A 25,461-nucleotide genomic window follows, 5' to 3' on the forward strand; every position below is an offset into this window, starting at 1 on the left:
GCACATTCGACCGCCCCGCCCGATGACGGTGTAGGCATGTGAGCAGGTCCGACCCGGTTCGCCCGGTGTGGGCAAGACCCGTTTCGGGAGCCGTGTTCGAGCCGAATAGTTCCAGATAATTCTGGCGCTCCCCCTCGGGGGGGGATTTGTTTGTGTCGAATTGGTGACAACGGTGCCCCTGATCGGGTGTCGGTGTGTGTTCTGACTGGCGATTCGACCGGAGTCGACTAATGGTGAAGTGGTCCGATCCGCGACTTCATGTCCGGTTTAGACACCAAATCCAGAGTCTATAGGCCTTGGGAGTGTCAAAGTGTCCAGAACGATTCGTCGGGGAGCAATGCTTGCCCTGGCGGCGGGTCTAGCGATGGGGACTGCTCCGGCGTATGCGGTCGGTGATCACCCTGACGTGCTGTCGGGGTCGGTGGCCACGCTCGCCAGCAGCAGTGACCGATCCGAAGCGGACGGCTCGGAGTGCGATGCCCGTCTCGCCCGTCAGGGGGAGTGCCTGATCGGCGGTGAGATGGAGCCGGTCGAGGAACCGGATTCCTCGTCCGACTGTGCGGTGAATGGCGACGATTCCGATGATGCCGGCTCACCCGAACCGTCGGACCCCGAGCCCGCGGACTGCCCCGACTCGGCCGGAGAGCCCGGGTCCGAGCCGGAGGAGGCACCCGCGCCGGAGGAGGAGCCAGCACCGGCACCCGAGGAGGAGCCAGCACCGGCACCGGAGGAGGAACCGGCTCCGGCACCTGAGGAGGAACCGGCTCCGGCACCGGAGGAGGAACCGGCTCCGGCACCCGAGGAGGAGCCAGCACCGGCTCCGGAGGAGGAACCGGCTCCGGCACCCGAGGAGGAGCCAGCACCGGCACCCGAGGAGGAGCCAGCACCGGCTCCGGAGGAGGAACCGGCTCCGGCTCCGGAGGAGGAACCGGCTCCGGCACCCGAGGAGGAGCCAGCACCGGCTCCGGAGGAGGAGCCAGCACCTGAGCCCGCACCGGAGCAGGAACCCGCGCCCGAATCGCCACCCGAGTCGGCGCCCGAGTCAGGGCCGGAATCCGACGAGGACTGCAATTGCTCGTCACCGCTGCTGTCCTCCCTGGGAATCGACCTCGGTCTGCGGATCTGAGCAAAGAAGGAGTGAACAAATGCCTGAGCTGAATGACGATACGTCAGGTACCGAAGGCTTCGATGAAGGTCGGCGCAGGTTCCTGAAACGCGCCGGGTTCACCGCTGCCGCTGCCGCCGCGGCAGCGGCGGGAGGTCAGTTCATCAACTCGGCCACCGCCGCGGCACAGGTACCTGGGCCGAGCGGCCCGAGCCTGGACGGGATGCGTGTGGTGTGCCCGTGCTTCGGTGACCTCATCAACCTGGTCACCTCGGAGGGGACGTTCCCGTTCTCCGGGGCGGGCAATGTCGGAGTGCTCGTGCAGGGCGGCCCTGACCCGAACAAGTGGGGTCTTGTCGTCGAGCAGCACGAGGTCACAGCGGAGGACACGCCGTTCGGGACGATCAGTATCAAGATGGCAGGCGACATCGAGATCAACCCGGAGAGTCTGCTTGAGTTCGACCCCGTCAACGGTGGCTTCACGCAGACGATGTTCCTGCCGATCATCGTGGAGCTGGAGCACTGCGGTGCCAACGGTGACCCCGTGACGCTGGGAACCCTTCCGGACCAGCCGGTGTGCATGAAGGGATCCCAGTCCGAGTTCCCGCCGAAGTCCGCGCCGTACCAGTCCCTCAGGGACATCGGCCTCTACGCGCTGGGTGCGGACGGCCAGCCGGTCGGCAGCAGCCCGATCGCAACCCTGCCGTCGTTCGACTGGACGGTAGGAACGGAAGCCGTCCCCTCCTGAGGCGCGCCGTCCGTAGGGCTTCACAGTGGTCCGGCCCGCACTCCCCGGGAGTGCGGGCCGGACCATCGTCATGATCCCGTACCGCGTTCCGTGGATCGGGACGCTGTCAGGGTGCGGGATATCATCGCCCGTGCGAGGAACGGTAGCGCCTCGTCCTGGAAGTCGATACGTGGCGCGAAGTCCCTGACCGCACCTTCCAGAACGAGTAGCGACAGGATCGGGAAGACGAACTGCGGGTCCGCGTACAGCCCGTAGCGACGCTGGATGTCGAACAGCTGGGTGGCGAATCGCACCAGGTCGAACTCGGCTGCCGAGACCCCTGTGTTGGCCGCGACCAGTGCGCTGATGTCGCGACGGAAACCTTCGGTATCGGTATCCGGACTCGCCGTGGCTGTGGACAGTACGACGTCGGCGCAGGCGGTGCCCTTACCGACACTCATGTAGTAGAAGAACGAGCTGAACTTGTCCTGCGCGTCCTGGCTCAACCGCACGGTGAACCCGGCGTCCACGATCACCGCGGAGCCGGGTCCCAGGTACAGGTTTCCCGGATGCAGGTCGCAGTGGACGAGGCCGTCGAGGAACAGCATCTGGTATACCGCGTGCAGGGTGTGCATAACGGCCTGCGTGCGCTCGGCCTCCGGCATGTCCGAGGGACTCAGGCGCCGGAGATCGTCGATGAACTCCATCACGAGCACTTCGTCGCCGCACAGCTCGTCTCGCACCCGGGGAATCCGCACGCTGTCGTGCTCGGCGAGGTTGGCGCGCAGCAGGGCAAGGTTGTGCCGTTCCTGCACGAAGTCGAGCTGGGCGTATACCGCGCCGGTAAGCTGGGCGACGATCTGGGCGACGGGAACCCCGCGGAACGGCGGCAGGTGCGCGAGCAGGCGTGCCGCGTGGCGCATGATCGCCATGTCGGTGCGGAGCGTGTCCTCGATCCCCGGCCTGCGCACCTTGACCGCGACGTCCGCGCCGTCCGGCAGTGTGGTCCGGTACACGCAGGCGATGCTTCCCGAGGCCACCGGCTCACCGGCCAGCGTCATCAGCTCCCGCGCGATCGGCGGGTCGAACGAGCGCGCGAGAACCGGCTCCAGCTCCTCGGCGGGTATCGGGGGTCCGCTGTCGTACAGTGTGGCCAGTGCGCGGCACCAGTGGGGCGGCAGGAGGTCGGCGCGGGTGCTGAGCATCTGCGCGACCTTGATGAATGCCGGGCCGAGCTCGGTGATCGTGCCGACCAGCCACGAACGGGAACCGGCGGTCCTGTCCCGCCGTAGCCGGGCACGGCAGGCCGGCCACAGGCCGTTCGCGGCCCGCCGCGCCAGCACGCCCACGATCTCGAGCAACCGGCGGAGGACGACGAGGGTGTCGGCTTTCGGCGGCGACGTTCCGCCCGCCGTTCCTGTGGTGCCTGCGGCTACGGCATTCTCGCCGGATTCGGCCATATGCTGCCTCGCATCGTCGCGGTCGGTGGCGGGACCAGCGGTCCCGTGAGCCTTGCCGCGACAGAATACGGTCAGGAGGCGGCGTACGCGCGGCGCGCGAGCCGGTGGTGGCCGGGCATTCACCGTGTCGGGCTACGGTCCCGGTTCCGGGCAGGCTCCGGGAATTCCGTGCCGGGTGCGCTTACTCGTCACCGTGCTGACCGGAGTCCTCGTCCGATATCCGTATGGTGCGGACGAACTGTTGGAAGTCGCCGACCACGGCGTCGAACTGGGTGGTCCGCGCGGTGAGCGTCAGCTGAAGGATGGCGCGTTTGTGCGGCTCCTCGGCGTCGGCGATGGACAGGAACACCTGGGACAGGGCGAGGTCCAGTTGGGACTCGCCGACGGTGGTGGACAGGATCAGCACCTGCGTGAGACCCGGCGCGTCCGGGGTGCCGACCTCGGTGCGGTTCTGTAGCTCGACCGACGCGGTCTGCTCGAGGTGCGCGACGGCTTCGTCAGCGATGCCGGCCAGCAGTGCGTCGTCGGTCCGTAGTTCCCCGCTGACGGTGATGTTGGCGGTGAACTCGTCCCGGGACTCCGGGTGTAGCGCGATGAACGCCACGCCGGGCGCTCCGACCTCATCTGGAGCAGCCGACTGCCACCCTTCGGGCAAGGTGAACTCGATCGGCACCGGCAATGTGGTCGCCATGATGGATACTCCAAGTCTCGTCGGTGGTGCTGGAAGAGCGCGCCTGCGGTACCCCTCCGGACGGAGCCGGCCGCGGCCCCTCCCGTGTCGGCGAACGTGCCCGGATCGATGGTGCTCTCGCCGCCCCCGGCACGGTACCGGGGCCGGGGGCGGTCCCTTCGAAGCGTTCCCGCTCGCGGCGGCGCGAGCGGTGCGGGCCGTGCCCGTTTCATGCCCCTGTGCGGGTCCGGGCGCCCGCCCTGTTTTGTTACTCTCAGTGCTGACTCGTCGCGATGGGCGCACGGAAGTTCCAATGATCCAGTGTGGTGGTGGAAACATCGACGGATTTGTTTCATTACGTGATCACTGGCGGGCTGATCCAGGGGTGCGTCACTCGGTAGTGTGTTCAGCGCTAGGCTCCCTCTAGCCTTGCCTGGGGTGCAGGGACGTCCGAATGTCGCATGACACGACCAACTCGAGGGAGTTTGTGCAGATGAGATGGGGACCGCTGGTGGCGTCCGGCCTGGCCGCGTGCACGCTCGCGAGCTGTGCCGCGACGGTGGGTCAGGGTGAGCTCGAGGAGGGCGTGGCGTCGGACTTGCAGGATTCCGGCGAGCCGGTCCAGTCCGTGTCCTGCGAGGATGGCCTGGCTCGAGACGTCGGGTCCTCGACCGATTGCGCGGTGGACTACGGCGAGCACGAGCGAGCGATAACGGTGTCGGTGACCGAGGTGGACGGCGGCGAGGTGCTCTACGATCTGGTATGGAACGACTGATCGGACCGTGATGCACCGGCTCCGCAGGGGTGGCTGCTTGGTGCTGGGAGTGCTCGCGCTGTCCGGCTGTGCCGGTACCGCCGAGGATACCGTTACCGCCGAGCACCTGGAGGTCAGCATCGTGGAGGCATTGGATCCGGTCGAGGACGGCGCGGTCCGCGGTGTCGACTGCCAGGAGGACCTCCGGGCGAGGTTCGCCGAGATGACCCGCTGCACGGCCCGGATCGGCGACGAGCGCTACGACGTGAAGGTACTGATCACCTCCGTCGAGGACGGCGAGGCCGAGTTCGACATCGACCGGGAGCCCACCCCGAAGCCCTGACCCACCCCCGGGTGGGAGCCGAATGTTGCACCCGGCTCCTTCTAAGGAACCGAGGTCACCTTCGGCTCCCGCGCGGTATTCCTGATAAGGCTGTGCAGCCCGACGAGGACGGGGTGCAGCCGGCCGACCGGCGACCCGGTACGTGAGCCACTGCAACGCCCGACCCTGAGTGTGGCATGCTGAGCCGCCACGTGGAGGTGACACGATGGATCACGACATCGAGCAGGCTTGTCACGATCTGTTACTGCGATTGGCGGGGCGCCTTCCGGATGGAATGCTCTGGCGTTACCGGGACTGGCTCGGTTCGGGTGCCGTGACCGCCATCGCCCGGATCTTGCCGAAATCCCTGCTCAAGCAGGGTATCGATGTCGACGAGACGGAGTACGAGCTGATGATGGCCTGCCTGGTGCCATACGGTGCCGACCACCATGCGGTGAGTTCGGCGCTCGGGGTGGACGGCGCTCGGCCGAGAGGGTACACCTTTTCAGGGAGTGCACCTGAAAGGATGAACAACGTCGACCCGGTGTCTGACGTGATACACGCTGCGTTGCGCGGTCGTCCGGACGTCGGCGAGGTGCGGCAGAGCTGGCGGTACGGCGGCACAGCTGAGGAGCCCGAGATGAAGCGGGTATTGCTCGTCACGGCCTTGACGGGCTTGCCGAGGCTGGGTGCGGAGCTACAGCGCGTGTTGCGGGCACTGGGAGACGAGGAGCCCGGTGTCGAGGTGATCGCACCCGAGTCCGAGGTCGGTGAGTACCACCGTGCGGCGTTGGCGAACTCGACGCTGCTGTGCGCCGGAGCGGTGGAGGCACGGCACCGGGTCGTTGCCGCGTAGCGAATGCTCGCTCCACCAGCGGGCTGGAGGGAGAAGCTGCACAGTGGAGGTCCGTGAGGGGCAACGTCGGGGCAGCACGGACATGGCGTTGCGACTGCACAACATGCTGCACTCGTTCGCGGGGCGGCTCGACGACAGCGCGCTGCGTCGCGCGCGTGAGCTGGTGGCCCGCTTCCGGCACGACGAGGCCGCGGAGCTCGTGGCCGGTGTACTGATCGCCGGTGAGCTGCCGGTGCGCGGGGCCGAACGGGACGAGCTGGCGGCCGTGCTGGAGCTGTGCGGTTCCGACAGCACGCTCGCTGATCTGGTCACCGTGGCGGATACCGCGGTCGAGGCCGCTCCTGTACACCACTTCACCGGTGACCAGCATCCCGGTCAGGGCATCGCCTACGCGCTGGACGGCGTATTGCGGGCGCTTCCCGACATCCGCGCGGTGCATGCCGTGTGGCGGACCACCCGGGCGGGTGCCGCGGCAGGCCCACTGCCGCAGCGGGTGGTGCTCGTCGAGGTCGGCCGGCACGGCAGCGCGCCTGCCACCGCTTACCGGGTGGATGATCAGCTGAGGCGGGCGGGTATCCGTGCGGTCGTCGAGGTCGGAGGGGTGGCCGCGGGGTGGACCACCTATCATCGTCAGGCCCTGGATGCTGCCGTGCCCGTGTGGCACGCCGCGCAGGCGGCGACGGGGGAGCCGTCTCAGCAGCATGCGATGCCACCACCGGAACCCGCGCACACACCCGTGACGGAATCACCAGCCGAGACATCGCCGGTGGACGAGTCTCCGGTCGAACCGCGTGAGCGTCCGCGGAAGCTCGCGGCGCGCCATGCCGCTGTCGAGCCACGGCAGGAGCGGGACCCCGCGGAGGAGGACAGCGGTATCCCCCCGAACAACCTGCTGATGTTCGACTCTGAACGCACGCAGCGTAGGGAAGCGGTGTCGGCTCGACCCACCGAACGGGTGGTGCCCCCGGAACCATCCGAACCGGTCGGGTACGGCGACGAGGAGGCCCCCGCCGAACGCACCAACGAGTTGAGTTCGGCCGATGTGCGGCAGTTGCGGGCGGCGTTGGCCGGCGAGGAGGTGGCGACGCCGGACGGCTGGCCGACGGGTATCGACCCCGATGCCGTCGACGATCCGAGGCTCAACGAGCGTGACAGGGGCCTGCTGCGGCAGCTGCACGCGGAGCTGGCCAAACGTGAAGGCCCTGCGCCCACCGACCCCGGTGGAAACCAGACAGCCGGCTAGCACGGGTGGTCACCGGTAGCCCACCATTGGCACGACCGCCGCATGCAGACGCCACATCAAGTCGACTTATCGACTTGTGAGGGTGACGTGGTATCCGGCTGTTGCCGGACGAGCAGTCCGTGGACGTCCTCCAGGCGCTGTTCCAGTGCGGCGACCTTCTCCTCAAGCTGCGCCGAGGACTCGCGGTGCGCACTGCCCTGCTCCTCGAGCGCCGAGCGGGTGTGACCGAGGAACCACGACGCCACCGTTGCGGTAACGACACCGAGCAGGGAGATCCCGACCAGCATGAGCCCGGCCGCTACGACGCGGCCCATTCCAGTCACAGGCACGACGTCGCCGTAGCCCACCGTGGTGACGGTGACCAGGCTCCACCACAGGGCGTCGCCGAGATTCTCGACCGTGCTGCCGGGCTCGCCGCGCTCCGCGTCCAGGAGCGCGAGGGCTCCGATGAACACGAGCAACGACGTCGCCAGTGCGATCGCCTGCGTCGTACGCAGCAGCGACAGCCGGCCGCTGCGGGTGATCAGTACCTGGGCGGCCGTGAACGCCCGCAGCACGCGAAGCATGCGCAAGGCGGGCACCAGCACCACGAGCACGTCGACGGGGTGCTTGGCCAGGTACACCAGGCGGTTGTCGGACAGGCCGGTGCGGATGATCAGGTCGAGCGCGAAGGCGGCCCAGATGGCCCAGTTGGCGACCTCGAACGTGGTGCGCAGTGTCTCCGGGAGGTCCGGCCAGATCACCGGGACGCCGTAGACGACGATGAAGGCAAGGGCCAGGGCGAGCAGGATCGAGGTCGTGCGGGATTCGTATCTGGTGAGCCGATCCGACATGGGCGCGCTTCCTCCTCGTGCCGTGCGCTGGCGCGCCCAACGTATCGAACTGCCGCCCTCGTCCCCCGGCACGGCCGCGTGGGGGATGCCGGGGGACGAGGGCGCGACCGGGGCGAGGCGGCAGGCGGGATGCGTGCCCGCACGCACCCGGCGGTCAGAGGCAAGCGACCCGCCCGGCGCCTGCCGTGCCGTCGCTGGTGGCTGCCCCGCGCCGGTCCTCGCCCGGTGCTCAGTCGACGGTCAGCACGACCTTGCCGCGGACGTGACCGTCCTCCACCAGCCGGTGCGCGTCGGCGGCCTGTTTGAGCGGGTAGGTTCGCTGGACCTCGACGGTGAGCTTGCCTTCGTCCATGAGCCGGCCCAACCACGCGAGTCCTGCGGAGTCCGGCCGCACGAAGACGTACTGTCCGCCCTGCTTGCCTGCGGTCTGCGCGTCCACAACGGTGCCGTGCCGCGCGGCGTCCCGGACCAGGCCGGGAGAGTCCGTAAGTGCCTGCCCGCCGATGAAGTCCAGCGCCGCGTCGACCTTGCCGTCACCGCCGACGAGTCCGGCGACCCGGTCGGCCAACCCGTCCCCGTACGTGACCGGCTCGGCGCCGAGCTGCCGCAGGAAGTCGTGGTTGGCCGGTGAGGCCGTGCCGATGACTCGGGACGCTCCGAGTGCGTGCGCGATCTGGACGGCGAGGTGTCCGACGCCACCGGCAGCGGCATGCACGAGCACGACGGCGCCGTCGCCGACCCGGACGGCACGGAGCAGCTGCAGTGCAGTGAGACCGGCAAGCGGGAGCCCGGCGGCTTCGGCGAACCCGCTCGTGGCCGGTTTGTGCGCCAGCGTGCGATCCGGGGCGGCTACCAGCTCGGCGTAGCTGCCGTTCTGCACGTGGTCCTTGCGCACGTACCCGACGACCTCGTCACCTTCCCGGTAGTCGGTCACGGCGGGGCCTGCTGCGCGAACGACCCCGGCGACGTCCCATCCCGGGATCAGCGGGAAGTGGTGCGGTAACGCGCCCTGCAGGTAGCCGCGGCGGATCTTCCAGTCCACCGGGTTCACCCCGGCGGCTCGCACCTCGACCAGCACTGCGTCCGGCCCCACCACCGGGTCCTCCACCGTCTGCGGGGACAGTACGTCTGCTTCTCCGAACTCGTTGATCACGACAGCCTTCATGCCCGGCACAACGCTGCCGATCCGGATGCCTATTCCCGCCGGTGCGCTGTGAGCCCGGGCACGAGCGCCACGAGTGACGCACCGGGCTACGTGATCAACCGTCCAGAGTGGCGCGTCCCCCCGCGTACGGGTACGTGCCGTTCAGGCGGTCGCCCGCGCGTGCTGTTCCCGGAGCGGCGCGCCCATCTCGTGCAGGTGCTCCAGGACGTGGCGGTAGGACCGCAGCAGCGTCGTCTGGCTGTAGGGGATCCCGTGCGTATCGCAGAAGCGCTGCACGATGGGCTGGGCGTGCTGCAGGTTCGGGCGCGGCATCCTCGGGAACAGGTGGTGCTCGATCTGGTAGTTGAGCCCGCCGAGTACGAAGTCGACGACCCTCCCGCCACGGATGTTGCGGGAGGTCAGCACCTGCTTGCGCAGGAAGTCGACCTTGTTCTCGCCGTTCATGGTGGGCATTCCCTTGTGGTTGGGCGCGAAGGCGCAGCCCATGTAGATGCCCCACAGTCCCTGGTGGACGACGATGAACACGACCGCGATCCCTGGGGACAGCACGAGGAATACAGCGGCAAGGTAGAGCACCGTATGGGTGAGCAGCAACGCGCCCTCGAGGCGGCGGGCCTTGACGTCGCCTCGGATCACGGCGAGGGCGCCGCCGACATGCAGGTTGATCCCTTCGAAAACGAGCATCGGGAAGAACAGCCATGCCTGGTTCCGGGCGACCCACCGGAGGAAACCGTTCTTCAGCCCGGCTTGCTTCTCGGTGAAGGCCAGTGCCGCGCTGTTGATGTCGGGATCGTGTTCCTCGTGGTTGGGATTGGCGTGATGGCGGTTGTGCGAGCTCATCCATGTCTCGTAGCTCATGCCGATCAGTCCGCCGTGGACAGTCCCGATGATGTCGTTGAAACGACGCCCCTGAAGGATCTGCTTGTGCCCCGCGTCGTGGCCGACGAACGCGAGCTGCGCGAACGTGACCGCCAGCAGCGCGGCGATGAACAGCTGCCACCAGCTGTCGCCGACGAACGCGAACGCGACCCATGCGCCTGCGAACACGAGCAGGTTCCCGATGATCTTGACTGTGTAGTACCCGTACCGGCGGCGAAGCAGTCCGGCTGCGCGGATTTCACGGGCCAGGGTCGCGAAGCCGCCACCGGTCGTGTCGCCGGTCTGGGGTGCGTGGATGGTGTTGATAATGACCTACCCTGATGTGTGCATCGGCTCCGATGTGCTCGACGGGCGCCCCGCCGGCTTCCCCTCGCGCCAGGCTCAGGGACGGTATGGAGACGAGACTCAGCGCGCGGGAACCGTACCCGGCGTGATGAACTGTGGTGAACGCAGTGCGCGCCTGCTGGCCGCGCCTGCTGGGAACCCGGTCTCTTCGCCGCTGATCAGGTGACTGAACTGTACGGGCTGGACGCGGCTCGCGTAATGCGTGTCGGCGCGGGATTGATACGTCGGCAATGAAGAACCTTACTGGTGGATGACAAAGTGCGATGCATACCGCGAGGGAGGCGTGAGCCGCCTTCAGCGGCTTGGTCGGTGGCCGTGCGGCCCCGGACGAGTTCCGCACCGGCTACGTCAGGTGCGGTAGCGAGAGGGTCGATCTACCCCGACGCCATCCACGCTACTCCCCATGTGCGGCTTCCGCTACCGGGCCCCGTCGGCAGGCCCCGTCGGCAGGCTTCCTCGGCAGCTACGGCCGGGCGGGTCCGTTCGCCGGGTCGCTGCGGACTGTGCGCGTGGCCAACTTGACGACGTGGGTGCTGGTGTGCTCCGCTGTAGGTGGTTCGATCGTTTTTGTGTTCGTGTTCATGCGCGCCCGCAAGAATGTGAGCGGGCGTAGTAGGAGTTCTCTCCGAGATTCCAAACCGCGCGCGGGACCCGAGGTAGTGAATGTCGTTACCTCGTCAGCTTTTTATATATTTTGGAGAGATTCTCATGACTCAGGGCACCGTGAAATGGTTCAACTCCGACAAGGGGTTCGGTTTCATCGCCCCCGATGACGGCGGCAGCGACGTCTTCGTGCACTACTCGGAAATTCAAGGCAGTGGCTTCCGTAGCTTGGATGACGACGCGCGCGTCGAGTTCGAGATCGGCGAGACCAGCAGGGGCCCGCAGGCTACCGGCGTGGCCGTCATCTGACGACCTCCAGCCCGGTCCGAGGGGCGCTCACCGAATGCGGTGGGCGCCCCTCGGCGTATGTGTAGCGCGTTCGCGCGCCCGGCTCATGTATCGGAATCCCGGCCGGTGATGTACCGGGAGGATCGCGCGGCGAGCTCGCGGCGATTGTCGACGGTACTGAACGTCGGTCGGGAGCCGCCCCAGTGCCGCCCCTCGACGATCGCTCGCACGAATGCGAGGACTTGCCCGGGTTCGGGGAGCGGTTCGTCGCCGAAGTAGGCGATGACTTCCGTCACGACGCCGGGCTCGGTCTCCACAGCGGCTTCCCAGCCGTGTTGCTCGCTCCACACCAGCATCAGGTCGTGATCCGGGTAGTTCGCCAGCCGCGTCGCCAGGGCCAGGTATGCCGTCGCCGTGTCGCTGACCTCGCAGGTCGTGCCCTCGACGGGGACGTCCAGCGCCTTGGCGACCGCATGCACGTAGGCGGCGAGCCCGCGACTCAGATCATCGGTGGTGTCGGCATCCATAGGTCTCACGATATGCCACGTCTCGGGCCCGGCACGGCGGCGCGTCGGACCACAGCTCTCGCCGGTGGTGAGCTCGTACTCGGCTCACGGCGCGTTCCGGGCCAGCAGCATCACCAGCAGCGCGACGAGGACCGCGGCGGTGACCGTGGCTACCCACGGCAGCACGCGCGCGGTGACCTTCCGTGTCGCAGGCATCGGTTCCGAGAGCGGGGCTTCGGTCCCCGCGACACGGTCGGTCGGCCATGCCATCCCATTGAGCATGCGGAAGTACGAACCGTTGTTCACCAGCACAGCGAGGTTGACGAACACCGCGAGGACTCCCCACCAGCCCATGGTGAGCGTCTGCGCCTGCACATCGCGGCACAGCGCGGTTCCGCACCCGCGGCACAGCACACCGGCGTAGCGTTCGGAGCGGTGGATGACCAGCAGACCGGTCAGCGAGCGGATGTCGATGCGGTTCGCCGGGATGTGGCCGCAGATCTCGCATCCGCGAGGTCGCGGCGGCTCCGCCCGGCTCGGTCCGTGTTCCGGTTCGTGGCCCGCCCTCGGCCGGGCGGGTGGTCCGAGCTGGATCGTGCGCCAGGCCTCGTTCAGCTCGGCCATGGCCCGCTGCGCCTCGCGCCGGGCCGGAGGCGCGGCATGCGCGTACCGGTCGGGGTGCACCATCTTGGCACGCCGCGTGTAGGCCTGGCGCGCCTGACGGAGCGAGGCGTGCGGGCCCACGCCGAGGATGCGGCGTGCGGTGCTGTCATCCATGATCGTCGTTTCACCCTCCGCGCAGGGTGCCGGATCCCGGTACCTTTCGAACCGGTGTAGCCGAAGCGGCGGGTGATGTCGAGCCTCAGCCGGCGCCGGGCGTGGTCATGGCGCGATGGACAGCAACGCGTCGACCTTCCCGCGCGGCTCGCCGCGCGCCGCGGCGTTCGCCGCGAGGATCCCTGCGAACGCCGCGCACCACTGCCACAGCCGGTGAGGATCCACCTGCAGAGCCGAGGACAGCTCCCGGCACCGTGCGGGCCAGTCCTGCGGGGTCGGCGGCCACAGCACCCAGTCGATCGCGTCGAACGCGCGGTCACCCACGCAGGGGCGCGGGTCGATCGCGACGGCACCGCGAGCGGCATCCCCTGGCAGGACGTTGCCGGGATGCAGGTCCCCGTGCAGCAGGGCCGGGGGCTCGCTGTCTGCGGCCAGCGCCCGTGCCAGCTTGGCGCCTCGTTCCAGGCGTCCGGTGGGAACGGCGTGCGTGCTTGCGGCATCGGACCGGTGCTGCTCGAACCCCCGGTCGACGATGCGCTCGACACGCTGGGCGAGCGGTACGACGCCGGACCCGACGATCGGGCTCCCGGTGCTGTGCAGTGCCGTGATGAGGCCGGCGATCTCGCGAAGTGGCACGGCGTCGGCTGTCTCTGCCGCCGGGCTCCCGGCCGGAATGGCCTCCAGGAGCAGGGCGCCGCTCGCGGCGTCGTACTCCCAGACCCGCGGGACCCTGCCCGATACGTGCCAGCTCCGCAGGGCGAACGCCTCGGCCTCGGCGATGCCCGTGTCGGGGGTCAGCTTGAGTATCGCCCGCTGGACACCGCCCCGGGAGCAGCGCACGACCAGCGACGTGTTCCCGCTCCCCACAGCTGCTTCCAATACCAGGTCCCAGCGCGTGGCCAGCTCGCCGAGCGTGTCGGGTAGCTGCCGCCACCACGGCAGTACCCGCTCGCCGAAGCGTGTGTACAGGCGCGAGCGTGTCCCGTCGAGCGCGTCCGAGGAGAGGTCCACGAGGCCACGATGCCACCAGGGACGTCCTGGAGCCGCGCGCGACACCGCGCGCCGCGCGGCCCGCTGGTAGGCTGCCGCCTCGCCATGACAGACGCCGTGTTACCCGCCGCCGCCTTCGTCGTGGGCGCGGCGTTGCTGGTGGCGACGGTGCTGAGCGTGCTGTGGACGCTGGTCGTGCCGCGCGCGACCCCGTCGAGGCTGGCCGAGAGCGTGATCGCCGCCGTGCGCCTGCTGTTCGTCGCCTCGGCCTGGCCCTGGCGCACGTTCCGGGCCAAGGACCGCATCCTGGCCATGCAACCGCCGGTGAGCCTGCTGGCGTTGCTCGTGGTCTGGCTGGCGCTGCTCGCGCTGGCGCACGCGCTGCTCGCTCAGCCGTGGAGCGACGTCGGGGTGCAGGCGATGCTGTCCGCCATGACCGCGTCGGTGCTGGGGCTGGACACCGCGGGTGACGGCGGGGCCGTCCGCGTCGCGTCGATGTCCGCGGTACTGGCAGGCCTGATCGTCCTCGCCCTGCTCATCGGCTACCTACCCACCCTCTACAGCGCGTTCAACCAGCGCGAGCAACTGGTCAGTCTGCTGGAGACCCGCGCGAGCAGCCCGGCTTGGGGTGTGGAGCTGCTGGCAAGGGCCGCCCGCGACGGCACGCTCGCGGACATGCCGGAGCTGTACGCGGCGTGGGAGTCCTGGGCCGCCGACGTCGGCGAGACGCACACCAGCTACCCGATCCTGGCCGCGTTCCGCTCCCCGCATCCGGATCGGTCGTGGCTGACGTCGCTGCTTGCCGTGCTGGACGCCGCCGCGCTCGAGCACGCGCTGCGCCCCGCCACCGCACCGGTATCGGCTCGGCTGACCATGCGCACCGGTTTCATGGCGTTGCGTGCCGTCGCCGATGTGCTCGGGATCGACCACGACCCGGACCCCGACCCCGACGACGACATCCGGCTTACCCGCGGGGAGTTCGACGAGGCGGTGCGGCGGCTGCGCGCCGTGGGATTCCCCGCCGAACGCACCGCCGAGGAAGCGTGGCCGCACTTCCGTGGCTGGCGGGTCAACTACGAGGAGGTCGTCCACGGTCTCGCCGCGTGGTTGCACGCACCACCCGCCCCGTGGTCGGGACCGCGCCCACGCGCGCTGACCGAGTCCGTGCTGCCGGTCCGGCCGGAGGACCGTAAGCCGCGAGGCCGTGACTGAACGCGCTCCGTTGTCCACACTGGTTGCATGACAGACGAGAGCGATACCTGCGCGGTGGCGCACGGTGAGCGGGCGGCGCAGGGCACGGACCGCGCGCTGGTGGCGGTGTTCGCCTCACCCGTCGCGGGTTACCTGCTGCGCTACGCGCGGGACGTGGGGTTCCGGGTGGCGCTTCTGGAACCGGACGCGGAACGGGCAGGCGAGATGGACGGTGCCGCGCTTCCGGTCACGTCCGCGGCCACCGGCCTGGATGCGAACACCGACGTGGTGGTGACCGACCACCACCGTGGTGAGCTCGGCACGGTCCTGCGTGACGTGCTCGCGGAGCCTGTGCGCTGGGTCGGCGTGTTGGGCAACCCCCGGCACGAGGGGCCGCACGTCGCCGCGCTGCGCGAGCTCGGCGTGCCGCAGGCCGAGATCGACCGGGTACACCGGCCGATCGGGTTGAACATCGGTTCCCGTACCCCGCCGGAGATCGCCGTGGCCACGGTCGCCGGGTTGCTTGCCGACCGCAACGGCACGGACGCGGGATTTCTCGGACGCAGGGAGGCTCACGCGTAGCTCGGCGTGTGGACCCCGTCCTTGTCCCCGGAAGCCGCTGGTGACCTGTGGACGGTGGCTGCCAACGGCCCTCAGGGTCGGGAGGCTCGTCGCGCGGGCGTGTGAACAATTCCATCGGGTCGCAGCGTCCGGGTGTGACGCAGGTCGCAGCGTATGCCGGCGGAGTAGGCGACGCTGGACGGGCTATGACCGTACCCGGCCTGCGTCCGATCGCTCCGTCCCTGACGCCGTTCCCCGACTCCGACTACCCCGAGCACCCGTACCCGGGTGCCCGTCCCGACTGCTCGTTCGTGCATCTGGACCGGACCGGGTACCCGCTGCGCCCCGACAGCACCGCGCCGTCCGGTTGGCGAGTGGGCACGGGAGCCGTCGGGGCGCCCTGCCTGAACATGTGGTTGGCCGAGCGCGGCTGCGATCCGCTTGACGCGCGCTACCCCGTGCTGGCTTACGGGTCGAACGTGTGTCCCGAGAAGATCACCTGGTTGCGTTCACGGCTCGGGCTGACCGGCCCGGCCGTTGTGCTGCGCGCGGAGTGCAGCGGTGTGGCTGCGGCGTGGTCGGCGGGTCACCGTCCCCGGGACGGGCAGCGACCGGCCGTGCTCACGGCCGCGCCGGGCGTGACCGAGCAGCACGCCGTCTGGTTCGCCACGCCCGAGCAGCGCCGCGTGCTGGATCTGTGCGAAGGGCGCGGTAGCCGCTACCGTCTGGTACGCCTGCACGACGACGCGGCGCGTATCCGCCTGGATGACGGCACCGAACCGGGGCCGGTGCTCGCCTACACGGCCGCGACAGCGGAGATGACCCCGTTGCTCGTGGACGGTAGACCGGTGCGCTGCACCGAGCTGGACCAGCACGGGGCGGTGAACCTGGGCGGATCGCCCGCGGAAGCGGACGGGCTCTCCTGCACGGAGATCACGGGCGAGCCGTAGTGACCGCCGGGCTGTCCCCGACAGTGTGACCGATCCCGCGCGCGGAAAGCGTTCGCTGCCTTACTGTTAGCGTAGGCTGGCCTTATCTGATAGAAGTTAGGTTAGGCTCACCTTGCTGAATGGGAACGAGGTAGTGACACACGCGATCGAACAGCAACGCACCCGGCAGGTGCCGCGCTACCGGCTCTACCCGGTGGAGGTGGCGGCCAGGGCGTCCGTCGGCCCCAGCTTCGTGCGCGTGACGCTGGCCGGGGACAGCCTGCGGAGCTTCGGCGCGACCGGTGCCGATCAGCGGGTGAAACTGGTACTTCCGCGGTCCGGTTGCGCGCTTCCGGAGGTCCCCGAGGGCGTGGACTGGTACGCGGCGTGGCGGGAGCTCGCCGAGGACCGTCGCCCCGTACTGCGGACCTATACGGTGCGGGCCTTCCGCCCGGAGCGCGGCGAGCTGGATATCGACTTCGTGTTGCACGGCTCCGGCAGGCGGCACGGCGGTCCGGCCTCGGCCTGGGCGGCAGGCGCGGGGGTCGGCGAACGGGTAGGCATCCTGGGGCCGGACCGGCCTGGGGCCGGACGTATGTGGGGACGCGAGTGGGACCCACCGGGGTGTGCGTGCCGGTTCATGCTCGCAGGCGACGAGACGGCGGTCCCTGCGATCGGTGCGATCGTCGAAGGTCTACCGGCCGACGCGCGCGGCATCGTGTGCGTCGAGGTCCCGACCGAGCGTGATCGCCAGCCCTGGCACGCGCCTGCCGGGGTCCAGCTGCGGTGGCTGGCTCGCAGGCGTGCGGGTGGTCCCGTCCCCCGCGGTTCGCTGCTCGCGCCCGAGGTGGCACGGGCGCTGGGGGAGATGCGCGGGGCGGCGGGGTGTCCTGGCATGTGCGAGCCCGTCCCGACGCGGGGCGAGGCAGCGGTGCTGTGGGACGTCCCGGAGCACGGCGACTCCGAGGTGCGGGGCGAGGAGTTCTACGGCTGGTTCGCGGGGGAGGCCGGGCTGGTGAAGCGGCTGCGCAGGCTCGTACTCGCCGAGCACGGCGTGCCGAGGAAGTCGGTGGCGTTCATGGGGTACTGGAAGGACGAGCGCCCGAGCGGGCAACCCGCTTGACGGGCACGGACATCCGGAGCGCTACCGGCGCGCGCCTGCCTCACTCGACCCGCGAACGCAGCAGGCAGCAGCTCTCGTACCTCGTGGCGGAGCCGCACCAGCAGTCGTCCTCGCGCTCCGGTGGCCATCTCGTGCCGCCACCCTGGTCCGCGAGTAGTTCTCCGTACTCGTCGACCAGCTCCAGGTCGTCGTCGCCCGCATCGCGCTCGGCGACGAACGCGAGCACGTCCGCGGCCGACCCCGCGACGAGATGGAGGTGCCGCACGCCCTGCTCCGCATAGGCAGCCAGGGCGCGTTCGGTCCACATCCGGTGATCGTCCCAGCTGGGTCCCGTCACGGTCGCCAGCTCCGGCCACTCCTTGGTGAGCTGGTCGAACTCCTGCCGCGGCCAGTAGACGAGGGTGAACTCGTCACCGTCCAGGGAGTCCAGCCCGTACAGCTCCGGCTCGTCCACGTCGCCGGTGTCCTCGGCGTCCTCGGATTCGTCGGCGAGCTCCTCTGCCACCTCGTCGAGCTCGTCGGGTTCCAGGTCGAGCTCGCGCCGCAAATCGTGGCGCTGCCTGGCGAGCGCGACGAGCACCGCCGGGTCCGCGGATGCCTCGCCATCCTCCGCGTCCGTGCGGTCGCCGTCCTGGAATCGTGCGAGCACGACCCTCATGGCCTCGGTCAGCCACTGCTCGGCCAGCTCCGCGCGGTCGCAGGCCTCGAGGGTGTCGCGCAGGTAGTCGACCGCTGACGGGTCGGTGGCCAGCAGCGGCCGCAGCGCATCGAGCTCGGACATACCCTCGACCTCGCGGCCGAGCTGAACCAGGATCTCGGCACGCAACGCGCGGGGGTATCCCTGCTGCTCGGCGGGCTGCTGGGCGCCTGCCAGCGCGCGCTCGGTCAGCTCGAGCGCGGTGTCCAGGTCGCCCTGCCACTGGCTGATCTCCGCCGCGAGCTCCAGCGCGTAGCCCTCGCTCGCGGGGTCGGCGAGCCTGCCCTGCTCGATGATGTCCAGCAGCTCCGCCAGGATCGGTTGCGGGTCGTCGGCCCGGAGTGCCTCGGCACCCATCGCGTCGAGTTCGTCCTCGCTGACGAGGTTCGTGGAAGGCATGCCGAGCATTATCGCGCGTGCTGACGAATGTTCGGATGGCGGCTTCCCCGGAGGAGCGTCCTGTCTCATGATGGCCGGATGCGGAGATCGTTGAGCGCCGTCTCGCTGGTTCCTGCCGCCGTCGCCGGTCTCGTGCTGACGGCACCGGCGGCCGCCGATGACTACAGCGACCCCGCCTACGCCGAGTTCGACGCGGACAACGTGGCTCGATCCAGCGTGCGGGGGACGCAACGGGCACAGCTGACCGACCCGGAGTACCACGCCGCGCTGGCGCCGCTCGCGGCGCGGACATGGCTGGAGAACCTGGGAGGGCAGGTCGAGGGCCTGCGACACGGGCGCGTCTACACCGGGCTCGGGCGGCTTGTCCCCGGTGGGGCGGTGGGCGACCCGCAGGACTATCACGACGTGCGGCCGGTCGACGTCAGCTTCGTGTCCCGGACCGGGGCCGAGCTGCACGGGCACCTGTTCTGGGACGGCGAGCAGGGACCACATCCCGGCGTGGTGATCACGCCCGGTTCCATCCAGGGTATGCAGCAGAGTTACTGGTGGGCGGCGCGCACGCTCGCGCGCAACGGCTACCTGGTACTCACCTGGGACGCGCAGGGGCAGGGCGACAGCGAGGGGTTCGGGCACGACCCCGGATCCCCCGTACCGGCTCCGGACGGCGTCCCGTCGCAGCAAGAGGCGAACTTCGACGAGGGAACGATCGACGCGTTGCGCTTCCTGCTGTCCGAGGAGGACGACCCCTACGTGCCGGGTGGCTGGGAGGACGACGATGCGGACGCGGTCCGCGCCAAGGGCCAGGGCACGCTCCACTGGTCGAACCCGCTCGCGGAGGTCCTCGACGCGACCGAGGTGGGGTTGGCCGGGCACTCGCTCGGTGCCCGAGCGGTGTCGAAGGTGCAGGAGTGCTCCGGCTCCGGTCAACGGTGGCGCAGCGCCGAGCTGTGTGGCGGGCGGCCGTACCCGATCCGTGCGGTGGTGGCGTGGGACGCGCTGGCCGCGAACGTCACGCCGGTCGTGCCTGCGATGAACCAGCAGGCGGACGGGTACTTCCTCACCCCGCAGCCTGCGCCACGAGCCCCGGACCCCACCGGGCATCTCGACGCGTTCGACCGGTGGCGCCAGGCGGGGGTGGACGTCTACGACATCACCGTTCGGGGTGGCACCCACGTGGAGTGGAACGAGATCCCCTACATCCTGCCCACCACCACCTACGGCACCCGGCAGGTCGGCTACTACACGCTCGCCTGGTTCGAGCGCCACTTACGCCCCGAACCCGAACGTCGCGAGCTGGGGACCGAAGCGCTGCTGGACGGGCCGGTACCGGACGGCCACACCGGCGGCGCGGACGAGTACCCGTGGCGCGCGAACTTCTTCTCCGCGCGGTACCCGGGAGCGTTCGACTTCACGGGGCCGGACGGGAACCGGCACGCGGCCGAGGACCTGCGCGCCTACGCGGGACTCTCCCCGGTGGGGGACTGGGCGGGCGCCAACGCCGACCGGCCCGACGAGCGACCGCCGGGCTGACCTTCCCAGGCACCGGAAGGTCCGTCCGGGCAGGAGCCGGGGCCGGTCGCGGTGGGGTCGCGCCCCTGCTGCCGTCATTCGCCGGGTTTGACGGCAACCAGGGATATGCTCTTGACCCCGAAGGTCTCCGTGGCATTGCGGGCGCTGTCGGTCAGGAACCGGTACGGCTTCCGGCGCTGTACCTCGACGCGCAGGCCCGCGCTCTCGATCGCGTTCCGGTAGGTGTCCTGCTGTGCCGCGCCGCCGATGCAGGAGGCCCACAGGTCCGCGTTACCCACGATCGCCTCGGTCAGCTGCTGTTCGCTGACGATGTCGGCGATGGCCAGCTTCCCGCCCGGCCGCAGCACCCGGGCGCTCTCGGCGAACACGGCCGCCTTGTCCGGGCACAGGTTGATGACGCCGTTGGAGATGATCCGGTCCACGGACGCGTCCTTGGCCGGGAGCCGTTCGATGCGCTCGTGCCGGAACTGTACGTGGTCGATGCCCGCGGCCGTGGCTAGCCGGCGTGCCTTGGTCAGCTGTTGCGGGGTGAAGTCCACGCCGAGCACCATGCCGTCCGTTCCGGTGAGCTCCGCGGCGAGAAAGGAGTCCATTCCGGATCCACTTCCGAGGTCGATCACCCGCTGTCCCGGCCGGATGTCGGCGAGATCGAGGAAGTGGCCGACCCCGGCGAAGGAGTCGATCGACTCGGCCGGGATCCGGTCGAGCAACGCGGGTTCGTAACCGAGGTGCTCGGCGAGCCGGCGACCTGTCTCGAAGTGGTACGTACCGTGCGGCTCCTCCGCCACCAGCCGGTACATCTCCTTGACCTTCGTTTCGAGCTCGTGCGTGTTGACTGTCGACGTCATCGTGACTCCTCGGGCCGGATGCGGTGGTTGTCGATGGTGCTGACGCCGCCTGTGTGTGCCGTATTGCATCGGCGCATCGCAATACGGCGGCCGTGCAGGGCGTCCAACCCGTATCGCTACTCGCCTGAAGGGACCCAAGGACATGACCGAGACAGTGACGACGCGCAATGGCATCAACGTCGACCAGTTGCTGGAGACCATCTCAGCCGTGCAGGCCGATCCGACCGTCGCCGGGTTCACGTTCCGCGCATCCAGCCAGTGGCAGGGCGGCACGTACAACACCGGTGCGATTGGACGGTTCACGCATGCCGGGAACGAGGACGGGTCCCGGGCGGAACCCTTCCACCTCACCGGCGACGAGCCCCCGGTGCTGCTCGGTGAGAACAGGGGACCGAACGCGGTGGAGCTGCTGCTGCAAGCGCTCGGCTTCTGCTACGCCGTCGGCTACGTAGCCAACGCGGCCGCGCGGGGCATCGAGATCGACTCGATGGAGTACGAGGTGGAAGGGGATATCGACCTCCGGTCGTTCCTCGGGCTCGAGGGGAGGCGGGCAGGGTTCACCGAGATCCGTGCCACGGCCAGGGTCTCCAGCCCCAACGCGACACGGGACCAGCTGACCGAGCTGTGCCAGTACGTGCAGGACACCTCGCCGGTGCGGGACTGCCTTGCCAATGCGGTGCCGGTGACCACGACACTCGCGGTGGACTGAACCGGCATAGAAATGAGGAACCGGACGAATCGTTATAATGATCTCCGGATCCGGGTGCAATAATTGGCGACTCCTACCCGTCTCAAGGATGTGACTCAGGTGGGCGTGGCGCATACGGAGGCCGAGCAGGCGGAACGGTTCCGCCTGCTCGCCCGCGAGCAGCTACCTCGCCTGTACGGCATCGCACGCAAGCTCGTCGGTCGTGAGGCCGAGGATGCCGTGCAGGACTGCTTGCTCAAGGCGTTCCAGAAGCTGGGGCAGCTCAACGACGAGTCGGCGGCGCCCGCATGGCTGGCCAGCATCCTGGTGAACTGCTGTCGCGATCGCGGGCGGAACAAGGGCAGGCGCCCGGAGGAGCTCAACTTCGAGGACGTCGAGGAGTTCTCGCTGTACCGCAAGATCGCCTACGAGGATCCGTTCCCGTACTCGGACTCGCTGCACCTGGACTTCCTCGAGGAGTTCACGGCCGAGGACGTGCGGTCGGTACTGATGCGTCTGGCAGAGCTGTATCGCGTCCCGCTCGTCCTCGTCTACATGGAAGGCTTCCTCGTCCGGGAGGTGGCCGAGATTCTCGAAGCTCCCGTCGGCACGGTCCTGGCCCGCCTGCATCGCGGACGCAAGCTTTTCGAGAAGCAGATGTGGTCCTACGCCGCGGACCACGGCCTGCTGAGGGAGGCAGCGCGATGATCAGTTGCTCGGAAGCTGTCAGGCAGCTCTGGGAGTACCTCGACGGCCTGGTCGGGGAGCTCGAGCACGCATCGATCGAAGCTCATCTGGCGCGCTGCCGCCGTTGCTGCGGTGAGCTCGAGTTCGCCAAGGAACTGCGCGGCACGCTCGAGCGCGCGAGTGAGGTGGATGTCCCGGACGCCGTGCTGCGGCGGCTGACGCAGACCTTGGAGGACCTGGAGCCATGACACGCGACCTGATGAACACCGCGGAGGTGAAGGAGCTCGTCCGCGACGCGTACCGGAACGTACCGCCGACCACGGAGGCGGTGGCGCGCAAGCTGTACAGCGAGGACGAGCTCGCCCGGATACCCCGGAGCGCCGTGCAGCGCGCTCTCGGCGTGGCCAACCACATGCGCCACGCCGGTATCCGGCCCGGTGAGACCGTGCTCGACCTGGGCAGCGGGGGTGGCATCGACACCGTACTCGCCGCGCAGCACACCGGCCCGACCGGCGATGTCATCGCGCTGGACTTCCTGCCCGAGATGCTGGAACGCACGGCCACGGCGGCGGCCGAGGCGGGCCTGCGCAACGTGCGCACCCTGGACGGTGAGCTGGAAGCGATCCCGCTGCCCGAGGACAGCGTCGACGTGATCATCTCCAACGGTGTGGTGAACCTGGCGGCGCGTAAGGCGCGGGTGATGGCCGAGTGCGCGCGGGTGCTGCGTCCGGGCGGGCGGCTGTGCGTCTCCGATCTCACGGTGGCCCAGGACGAGCTTCCGGCGGAGGTCCTCACCCAGCCTGCCGCGTGGGCCGGGTGCGTCGCGGGCTCGCTCGAGGAGGGCGACTTCGTGACCAAGCTCGAGCGGGCGGGGTTCTCCGGCATCGAGGTGCTCAGCAGGGAACCGATGAGCATCGACGACTGCGCGCTGTACCCGCTGTTCTCCGACGAGGTGATCCGCCTGATGCGCGAGCTGATCCCCGCCGAGCGGCATTCCGCGGTCGCCACCTCGATCGTGCTCGCCGCAGGCATGCCCGCGGACCGTTGACCGGTCCACCCCACCCACCCCGGAGGTGGGAGCCCAATGTGACACTCGGCTCCTTCTACAGCTCCAAGGTCACATTGGGCTCCTTCACCGGGTGCGGGTGACCCAGCTCGGACAGCCACCGGCGGAACAGGCGGTGCAGCGCCTCGGAGCCGACCAGCTCGCCGTGTTCACCGAACTCCTTGGGGTACAGCAGGAAACCGTGGTTCTGCTGCCCGCCGAGACCGCCGTGCGATCCCACGTGCGGTTCGAACGGCGATGCGTTGTCGGTCTCCGGATCGTAGCGACTGTTGATCATGATGTCGGCGCAGTGCGGGAAGGTGTCCATGCGCCGCACCAGCTCGGCCGCGTGTGGCCCGTAGTCGGCCAGCGGGTCCGCACCGATGACGACGCCGCTGGCCAGGCGATGGACACCGTCCCTGCCGAGCACGACGGGGCCGAGCTCCGAGCTGTGTACCAGCAGGAACCCGATGCCCGGATGATCGACGAGGGTGGGAAGCAGCCGGGGGTAGTGCCGCTCGACGGTCTCCAGGTCCACACGCCCCTCGTGCCCGGTGAAGGACACGAGGGCAAGGTGCCCGGACGCGAGCGTCAGCACATCGTACGAGCTGCTCCCCGCACCTTCCGCGTCTATTGTGGACTCCAGCCGGTCGACCCTGGAGCGCAGGCGGCGCGCGACGAAGCCGTCATGGGTGGCGGCCTCGGCGACAGCGGCGCCGACCTGCCACCCCTCGGCGCTCATCCGCGAGTCCTGCTCCCGGACACGTCCGCCGTCCTCGCTGTCGCACAACCGCGCGACCAAGGCGGCGATCGGCTCGCCGAATCGACCGGCGAATGCCCAGCCCTGGGTCTGTCCGTGATCGGACAGCAGCACGATGCGGTAGTCCCGTGGCGCGAGCTCGGCCGCGCGCCAGAGCCTGCCGATCTGCTGGTCGATCGCGCGCAACGTGGCCAGGGTGTCGAAACGCTCGATCCCGGAATGGTGCGCGACCTCGTCGTAGCCGACGAAGTCGGCGTACACGACGGACCTTCCGGCGAGGATGTCCTCCAGAACCGCGAAGGCGACCACATCGCGCGAGAGCACGGTGATGCTGGCGCGCTTGAACGGGTACAACCCGCCCCTGTCCACCCGGGGTCGCACGTTCGCCCTGCGCTGCCCTGCCGCGGCCATGACCTCGCGGCAGACCTCGGCGGCGGCGGAAGCCACGGTACGTACCGCGTTGAGGGGATTGGCGAAGTAGGTGTAGTACCCGGCCCCGATCCGGTCGGTGCCCGCGCGGCGCAGCCCTTTCGGCAGCAGCAGCGCCACCGAGCTCATGGTGAGGCTGGCACGGGAGGCGTCACCGGTGAACATGTTCCCGCGGCTGGCGCCGTCCACGGCCAGCAGGCCGCGCCCGTCGGAGTTGCGGCGCTCGATCTCGGTGGCGGCGCGGGGGCTCGAGCAGGTCATCACCCTGCCGCTGTCCTTCTCGTACCAGCGGTAACCGGGGATGTCGTGACTGGACCCGTGCAGGATGCCGCACATGCTCGCGCCGGTCTGCGCGCTCCAGTCGGTGTGCCACGAGGTCAACGTGTGGCTGCCCTCGTCCAACCACTGCGCGAGGGTGGGCATGTTGCCGTCCCGGATGGCTCGCCGCGCCACCTGGTAGCTCAGCCCGTCGACCTGCAGGAACAGCATGCCGGGCGGCGCGTCGCTGCCGACTGGACGGGACCGCTTGCTGCGCCATGCCGCGCGGCGGAAGAAGATCTCGTCCTCGTCGATGGCGAGCAGGCTGCTGACCGCCCCTCCCACCGCGGATATGGCGATGACCACGATCAGCGCGGTGTGCAGGTCGTCGATGTGCACACCGGGCACGGCGTAGAAGGCGACCAGTGTCGCCGCGCCGAGCAGCAGGAAGCCGGCCAGCCCGAGGGTATGGAACACCACAGGAAGGGCCACCCGCATCACGACGGGCCACACCCCGGCCACGAGCACGCCGAGCAGCAGCGCGCTCACCGTCGGCTGCCACCACTGGTCCATCGCGAAGCCAGGCAGCAGTGCCTGCAGCACGTACAGTGCGCCGGTGACCGCCAGCCAGACCAGCAGCGCGCGGGTCAGCGAACGCCCGCCGCGGATGAGCCTGCCCCGTGTCCCGCGGGTGTTCATCCGGTACCTCCCGCCTCTCGGGTAGCCGGTCGCGATGCCTGCTTTCCGGGTTGGCGCCTCCGGGCGCGGCGAGCTCCGGCCGCACGGCGAGGCC

Annotated in this window: 28 protein-coding genes; 17 read left to right on the forward strand and 11 right to left on the reverse strand. The window is 69.4% G+C overall.

Features of this window, described 5'->3' with window-relative positions:
• Positions 1 to 364 precede the first annotated feature (364 nt).
• Complete coding sequence (locus CHB84_RS22660) at positions 365 to 1,126, forward strand: hypothetical protein (RefSeq protein WP_176439728.1); 762 nt, start codon at positions 365 to 367, stop codon at positions 1,124 to 1,126.
• A 19-nt stretch (positions 1,127 to 1,145) separates the two neighbouring features.
• Positions 1,146 to 1,853 carry a hypothetical protein gene (locus tag CHB84_RS01150; RefSeq protein WP_089299557.1) on the forward strand — a complete coding sequence of 236 codons (708 nt, stop codon included), beginning with the start codon at positions 1,146 to 1,148 and terminating at the stop codon, positions 1,851 to 1,853.
• A 68-nt stretch (positions 1,854 to 1,921) separates the two neighbouring features.
• On the opposite strand, the gene CHB84_RS01155 is transcribed toward CHB84_RS01150, so the two are convergent.
• Complete coding sequence (locus tag CHB84_RS01155) at positions 1,922 to 3,292, reverse strand: ABC1 kinase family protein (protein WP_089299558.1); 1,371 nt, start codon at positions 3,290 to 3,292, stop codon at positions 1,922 to 1,924.
• A gap of 181 nt (positions 3,293 to 3,473) precedes the next feature.
• The gene (locus CHB84_RS01160; RefSeq protein WP_089299559.1) at positions 3,474 to 3,983 is read right to left on the reverse strand and encodes a hypothetical protein; all 510 of its coding nucleotides are present in this window, start codon (positions 3,981 to 3,983) and stop codon (positions 3,474 to 3,476) included.
• A 472-nt stretch (positions 3,984 to 4,455) separates the two neighbouring features.
• Between CHB84_RS01160 and CHB84_RS01165 the strand changes: the two genes are divergently transcribed.
• From CHB84_RS01165 to CHB84_RS01180, 4 genes are all read left to right on the forward strand, one after another.
• On the forward strand, positions 4,456 to 4,737 hold the full coding sequence (locus CHB84_RS01165) for a DUF4333 domain-containing protein (protein ID WP_176439729.1): 282 nt from the start codon (positions 4,456 to 4,458) through the stop codon (positions 4,735 to 4,737).
• Between the two features lie 40 nt (positions 4,738 to 4,777).
• Positions 4,778 to 5,059: a DUF4333 domain-containing protein gene (locus tag CHB84_RS01170; RefSeq protein ID WP_176439730.1), complete on the forward strand. Its 282-nt coding sequence runs from the start codon at positions 4,778 to 4,780 to the stop codon at positions 5,057 to 5,059.
• A gap of 205 nt (positions 5,060 to 5,264) precedes the next feature.
• On the forward strand, positions 5,265 to 5,894 hold the full coding sequence (locus CHB84_RS01175; protein WP_089299562.1) for a hypothetical protein: 630 nt from the start codon (positions 5,265 to 5,267) through the stop codon (positions 5,892 to 5,894).
• An 82-nt stretch (positions 5,895 to 5,976) separates the two neighbouring features.
• Positions 5,977 to 7,137 (forward strand): hypothetical protein, encoded by a 1,161-nt coding sequence (locus CHB84_RS01180; protein WP_089299563.1) that lies wholly within the window; start codon positions 5,977 to 5,979, stop codon positions 7,135 to 7,137.
• Positions 7,138 to 7,193: 56 nt separating this feature from the next.
• Here CHB84_RS01180 and CHB84_RS01185 read toward each other — a convergent pair whose 3' ends face one another.
• The 3 genes from CHB84_RS01185 to CHB84_RS01195 all read right to left on the reverse strand — a co-directional run bounded on the left by CHB84_RS01185 (position 7,194) and on the right by CHB84_RS01195 (position 10,320).
• A complete protein-coding gene (locus CHB84_RS01185; RefSeq protein WP_089299564.1) occupies positions 7,194 to 7,970 on the reverse strand; it encodes a potassium channel family protein in 777 nt (258 codons plus the stop codon).
• A gap of 229 nt (positions 7,971 to 8,199) precedes the next feature.
• A complete protein-coding gene (locus CHB84_RS01190; protein ID WP_089299565.1) occupies positions 8,200 to 9,135 on the reverse strand; it encodes an NADP-dependent oxidoreductase in 936 nt (311 codons plus the stop codon).
• Between the two features lie 141 nt (positions 9,136 to 9,276).
• Positions 9,277 to 10,320, reverse strand: coding sequence for a fatty acid desaturase family protein (locus tag CHB84_RS01195; protein ID WP_089299566.1), 1,044 nt, complete (start codon positions 10,318 to 10,320; stop codon positions 9,277 to 9,279).
• Position 10,321: 1 nt separating this feature from the next.
• Between CHB84_RS01195 and CHB84_RS22215 the strand changes: the two genes are divergently transcribed.
• Together CHB84_RS22215 and CHB84_RS01200 are read left to right on the forward strand one after the other, a co-directional pair.
• The gene (locus tag CHB84_RS22215; RefSeq protein ID WP_141134542.1) at positions 10,322 to 10,525 is read left to right on the forward strand and encodes a hypothetical protein; all 204 of its coding nucleotides are present in this window, start codon (positions 10,322 to 10,324) and stop codon (positions 10,523 to 10,525) included.
• 542 nt (positions 10,526 to 11,067) lie between these two features.
• Positions 11,068 to 11,271, forward strand: coding sequence for a cold-shock protein (locus CHB84_RS01200; RefSeq protein ID WP_089299567.1), 204 nt, complete (start codon positions 11,068 to 11,070; stop codon positions 11,269 to 11,271).
• A gap of 83 nt (positions 11,272 to 11,354) precedes the next feature.
• On the opposite strand, the gene CHB84_RS01205 is transcribed toward CHB84_RS01200, so the two are convergent.
• The 3 genes from CHB84_RS01205 to CHB84_RS01215 form a co-directional block, all read right to left on the reverse strand.
• On the reverse strand, positions 11,355 to 11,777 hold the full coding sequence (locus CHB84_RS01205) for a DUF6292 family protein (protein ID WP_089299568.1): 423 nt from the start codon (positions 11,775 to 11,777) through the stop codon (positions 11,355 to 11,357).
• 84 nt (positions 11,778 to 11,861) lie between these two features.
• Positions 11,862 to 12,533: a J domain-containing protein gene (locus CHB84_RS01210; protein WP_089299569.1), complete on the reverse strand. Its 672-nt coding sequence runs from the start codon at positions 12,531 to 12,533 to the stop codon at positions 11,862 to 11,864.
• 105 nt (positions 12,534 to 12,638) lie between these two features.
• Positions 12,639 to 13,544, reverse strand: coding sequence for an aminoglycoside phosphotransferase family protein (locus tag CHB84_RS01215; RefSeq protein WP_176439731.1), 906 nt, complete (start codon positions 13,542 to 13,544; stop codon positions 12,639 to 12,641).
• An 84-nt stretch (positions 13,545 to 13,628) separates the two neighbouring features.
• On the opposite strand from CHB84_RS01215, the gene CHB84_RS01220 reads away from it, so the two are divergent.
• From CHB84_RS01220 to CHB84_RS01235, 4 genes are all read left to right on the forward strand, one after another.
• Positions 13,629 to 14,735 carry a hypothetical protein gene (locus tag CHB84_RS01220; protein ID WP_089299571.1) on the forward strand — a complete coding sequence of 369 codons (1,107 nt, stop codon included), beginning with the start codon at positions 13,629 to 13,631 and terminating at the stop codon, positions 14,733 to 14,735.
• A gap of 27 nt (positions 14,736 to 14,762) precedes the next feature.
• On the forward strand, positions 14,763 to 15,296 hold the full coding sequence (locus CHB84_RS01225; protein ID WP_089299572.1) for an XdhC family protein: 534 nt from the start codon (positions 14,763 to 14,765) through the stop codon (positions 15,294 to 15,296).
• A 185-nt stretch (positions 15,297 to 15,481) separates the two neighbouring features.
• The gene (locus CHB84_RS01230) at positions 15,482 to 16,225 is read left to right on the forward strand and encodes a hypothetical protein (protein ID WP_089299573.1); all 744 of its coding nucleotides are present in this window, start codon (positions 15,482 to 15,484) and stop codon (positions 16,223 to 16,225) included.
• 133 nt (positions 16,226 to 16,358) lie between these two features.
• Positions 16,359 to 17,327, forward strand: coding sequence for a siderophore-interacting protein (locus CHB84_RS01235; protein WP_089299574.1), 969 nt, complete (start codon positions 16,359 to 16,361; stop codon positions 17,325 to 17,327).
• A 40-nt stretch (positions 17,328 to 17,367) separates the two neighbouring features.
• Here the strand turns inward: CHB84_RS01235 and CHB84_RS01240 are convergent, their stop codons facing one another.
• Positions 17,368 to 18,423 (reverse strand): hypothetical protein, encoded by a 1,056-nt coding sequence (locus CHB84_RS01240; RefSeq protein ID WP_141134543.1) that lies wholly within the window; start codon positions 18,421 to 18,423, stop codon positions 17,368 to 17,370.
• A gap of 78 nt (positions 18,424 to 18,501) precedes the next feature.
• On the opposite strand from CHB84_RS01240, the gene CHB84_RS01245 reads away from it, so the two are divergent.
• Complete coding sequence (locus tag CHB84_RS01245) at positions 18,502 to 19,953, forward strand: alpha/beta hydrolase family protein (RefSeq protein WP_089299576.1); 1,452 nt, start codon at positions 18,502 to 18,504, stop codon at positions 19,951 to 19,953.
• A gap of 74 nt (positions 19,954 to 20,027) precedes the next feature.
• Here CHB84_RS01245 and CHB84_RS01250 read toward each other — a convergent pair whose 3' ends face one another.
• The gene (locus tag CHB84_RS01250) at positions 20,028 to 20,801 is read right to left on the reverse strand and encodes a methyltransferase domain-containing protein (protein WP_089299577.1); all 774 of its coding nucleotides are present in this window, start codon (positions 20,799 to 20,801) and stop codon (positions 20,028 to 20,030) included.
• Between the two features lie 142 nt (positions 20,802 to 20,943).
• Between CHB84_RS01250 and CHB84_RS01255 the strand changes: the two genes are divergently transcribed.
• The 4 genes from CHB84_RS01255 (at position 20,944) to CHB84_RS01270 (ending at position 23,224) form a co-directional block, all read left to right on the forward strand.
• Positions 20,944 to 21,510 carry an OsmC family protein gene (locus CHB84_RS01255; RefSeq protein WP_089299578.1) on the forward strand — a complete coding sequence of 189 codons (567 nt, stop codon included), beginning with the start codon at positions 20,944 to 20,946 and terminating at the stop codon, positions 21,508 to 21,510.
• 99 nt (positions 21,511 to 21,609) lie between these two features.
• Positions 21,610 to 22,197, forward strand: a complete 588-nt coding sequence (locus CHB84_RS01260) for a sigma-70 family RNA polymerase sigma factor (RefSeq protein WP_217898435.1) — start codon at positions 21,610 to 21,612, stop codon at positions 22,195 to 22,197.
• Positions 22,194 to 22,424, forward strand: coding sequence for an anti-sigma factor family protein (locus CHB84_RS01265; protein WP_089299579.1), 231 nt, complete (start codon positions 22,194 to 22,196; stop codon positions 22,422 to 22,424). The genes CHB84_RS01260 and CHB84_RS01265 overlap by 4 nt, the downstream gene beginning before the upstream one ends.
• The gene (locus CHB84_RS01270) at positions 22,421 to 23,224 is read left to right on the forward strand and encodes a methyltransferase domain-containing protein (protein WP_089299580.1); all 804 of its coding nucleotides are present in this window, start codon (positions 22,421 to 22,423) and stop codon (positions 23,222 to 23,224) included. Before CHB84_RS01265 ends, CHB84_RS01270 begins: the two co-directional genes overlap by 4 nt.
• A gap of 55 nt (positions 23,225 to 23,279) precedes the next feature.
• Here CHB84_RS01270 and CHB84_RS01275 read toward each other — a convergent pair whose 3' ends face one another.
• Positions 23,280 to 25,367: a phage holin family protein gene (locus CHB84_RS01275; protein WP_089299581.1), complete on the reverse strand. Its 2,088-nt coding sequence runs from the start codon at positions 25,365 to 25,367 to the stop codon at positions 23,280 to 23,282.
• Positions 25,368 to 25,461: the final 94 nt, after the last annotated feature.

The organism is Haloechinothrix alba, from assembly GCF_900188115.1.
In the GTDB taxonomy this organism is placed as follows: domain Bacteria; phylum Actinomycetota; class Actinomycetes; order Mycobacteriales; family Pseudonocardiaceae; genus Haloechinothrix; species Haloechinothrix alba.

What these genes read in the sequence shown, in the direction of transcription:
- CHB84_RS22660 (WP_176439728.1), top strand. Translation starts at nt 365, where the DNA reads ATGGGGACTGCTCCGGCGTATGCGGTCGGTGATCACCCTGACGTGCTG.
- CHB84_RS01150 (WP_089299557.1), top strand. Translation starts at nt 1,146, where the DNA reads ATGCCTGAGCTGAATGACGATACGTCAGGTACCGAAGGCTTCGATGAA.
- CHB84_RS01155 (WP_089299558.1), bottom strand. Translation starts at nt 3,292, where the DNA reads ATGGCCGAATCCGGCGAGAATGCCGTAGCCGCAGGCACCACAGGAACG.
- CHB84_RS01160 (WP_089299559.1), bottom strand. Translation starts at nt 3,983, where the DNA reads ATGGCGACCACATTGCCGGTGCCGATCGAGTTCACCTTGCCCGAAGGG.
- CHB84_RS01165 (WP_176439729.1), top strand. Translation starts at nt 4,456, where the DNA reads ATGAGATGGGGACCGCTGGTGGCGTCCGGCCTGGCCGCGTGCACGCTC.
- CHB84_RS01175 (WP_089299562.1), top strand. Translation starts at nt 5,265, where the DNA reads ATGGATCACGACATCGAGCAGGCTTGTCACGATCTGTTACTGCGATTG.
- CHB84_RS01180 (WP_089299563.1), top strand. Translation starts at nt 5,977, where the DNA reads ATGGCGTTGCGACTGCACAACATGCTGCACTCGTTCGCGGGGCGGCTC.
- CHB84_RS01185 (WP_089299564.1), bottom strand. Translation starts at nt 7,970, where the DNA reads ATGTCGGATCGGCTCACCAGATACGAATCCCGCACGACCTCGATCCTG.
- CHB84_RS01190 (WP_089299565.1), bottom strand. Translation starts at nt 9,135, where the DNA reads ATGAAGGCTGTCGTGATCAACGAGTTCGGAGAAGCAGACGTACTGTCC.
- CHB84_RS22215 (WP_141134542.1), top strand. Translation starts at nt 10,322, where the DNA reads ATGACCTACCCTGATGTGTGCATCGGCTCCGATGTGCTCGACGGGCGC.
- CHB84_RS01200 (WP_089299567.1), top strand. Translation starts at nt 11,068, where the DNA reads ATGACTCAGGGCACCGTGAAATGGTTCAACTCCGACAAGGGGTTCGGT.
- CHB84_RS01205 (WP_089299568.1), bottom strand. Translation starts at nt 11,777, where the DNA reads ATGGATGCCGACACCACCGATGATCTGAGTCGCGGGCTCGCCGCCTAC.
- CHB84_RS01210 (WP_089299569.1), bottom strand. Translation starts at nt 12,533, where the DNA reads ATGGATGACAGCACCGCACGCCGCATCCTCGGCGTGGGCCCGCACGCC.
- CHB84_RS01220 (WP_089299571.1), top strand. Translation starts at nt 13,629, where the DNA reads ATGACAGACGCCGTGTTACCCGCCGCCGCCTTCGTCGTGGGCGCGGCG.
- CHB84_RS01225 (WP_089299572.1), top strand. Translation starts at nt 14,763, where the DNA reads ATGACAGACGAGAGCGATACCTGCGCGGTGGCGCACGGTGAGCGGGCG.
- CHB84_RS01230 (WP_089299573.1), top strand. Translation starts at nt 15,482, where the DNA reads ATGACCGTACCCGGCCTGCGTCCGATCGCTCCGTCCCTGACGCCGTTC.
- CHB84_RS01240 (WP_141134543.1), bottom strand. Translation starts at nt 18,423, where the DNA reads ATGCCTTCCACGAACCTCGTCAGCGAGGACGAACTCGACGCGATGGGT.
- CHB84_RS01245 (WP_089299576.1), top strand. Translation starts at nt 18,502, where the DNA reads ATGCGGAGATCGTTGAGCGCCGTCTCGCTGGTTCCTGCCGCCGTCGCC.
- CHB84_RS01250 (WP_089299577.1), bottom strand. Translation starts at nt 20,801, where the DNA reads ATGACGTCGACAGTCAACACGCACGAGCTCGAAACGAAGGTCAAGGAG.
- CHB84_RS01255 (WP_089299578.1), top strand. Translation starts at nt 20,944, where the DNA reads ATGACCGAGACAGTGACGACGCGCAATGGCATCAACGTCGACCAGTTG.
- CHB84_RS01265 (WP_089299579.1), top strand. Translation starts at nt 22,194, where the DNA reads ATGATCAGTTGCTCGGAAGCTGTCAGGCAGCTCTGGGAGTACCTCGAC.
- CHB84_RS01270 (WP_089299580.1), top strand. Translation starts at nt 22,421, where the DNA reads ATGACACGCGACCTGATGAACACCGCGGAGGTGAAGGAGCTCGTCCGC.
- CHB84_RS01275 (WP_089299581.1), bottom strand. Translation starts at nt 25,367, where the DNA reads ATGAACACCCGCGGGACACGGGGCAGGCTCATCCGCGGCGGGCGTTCG.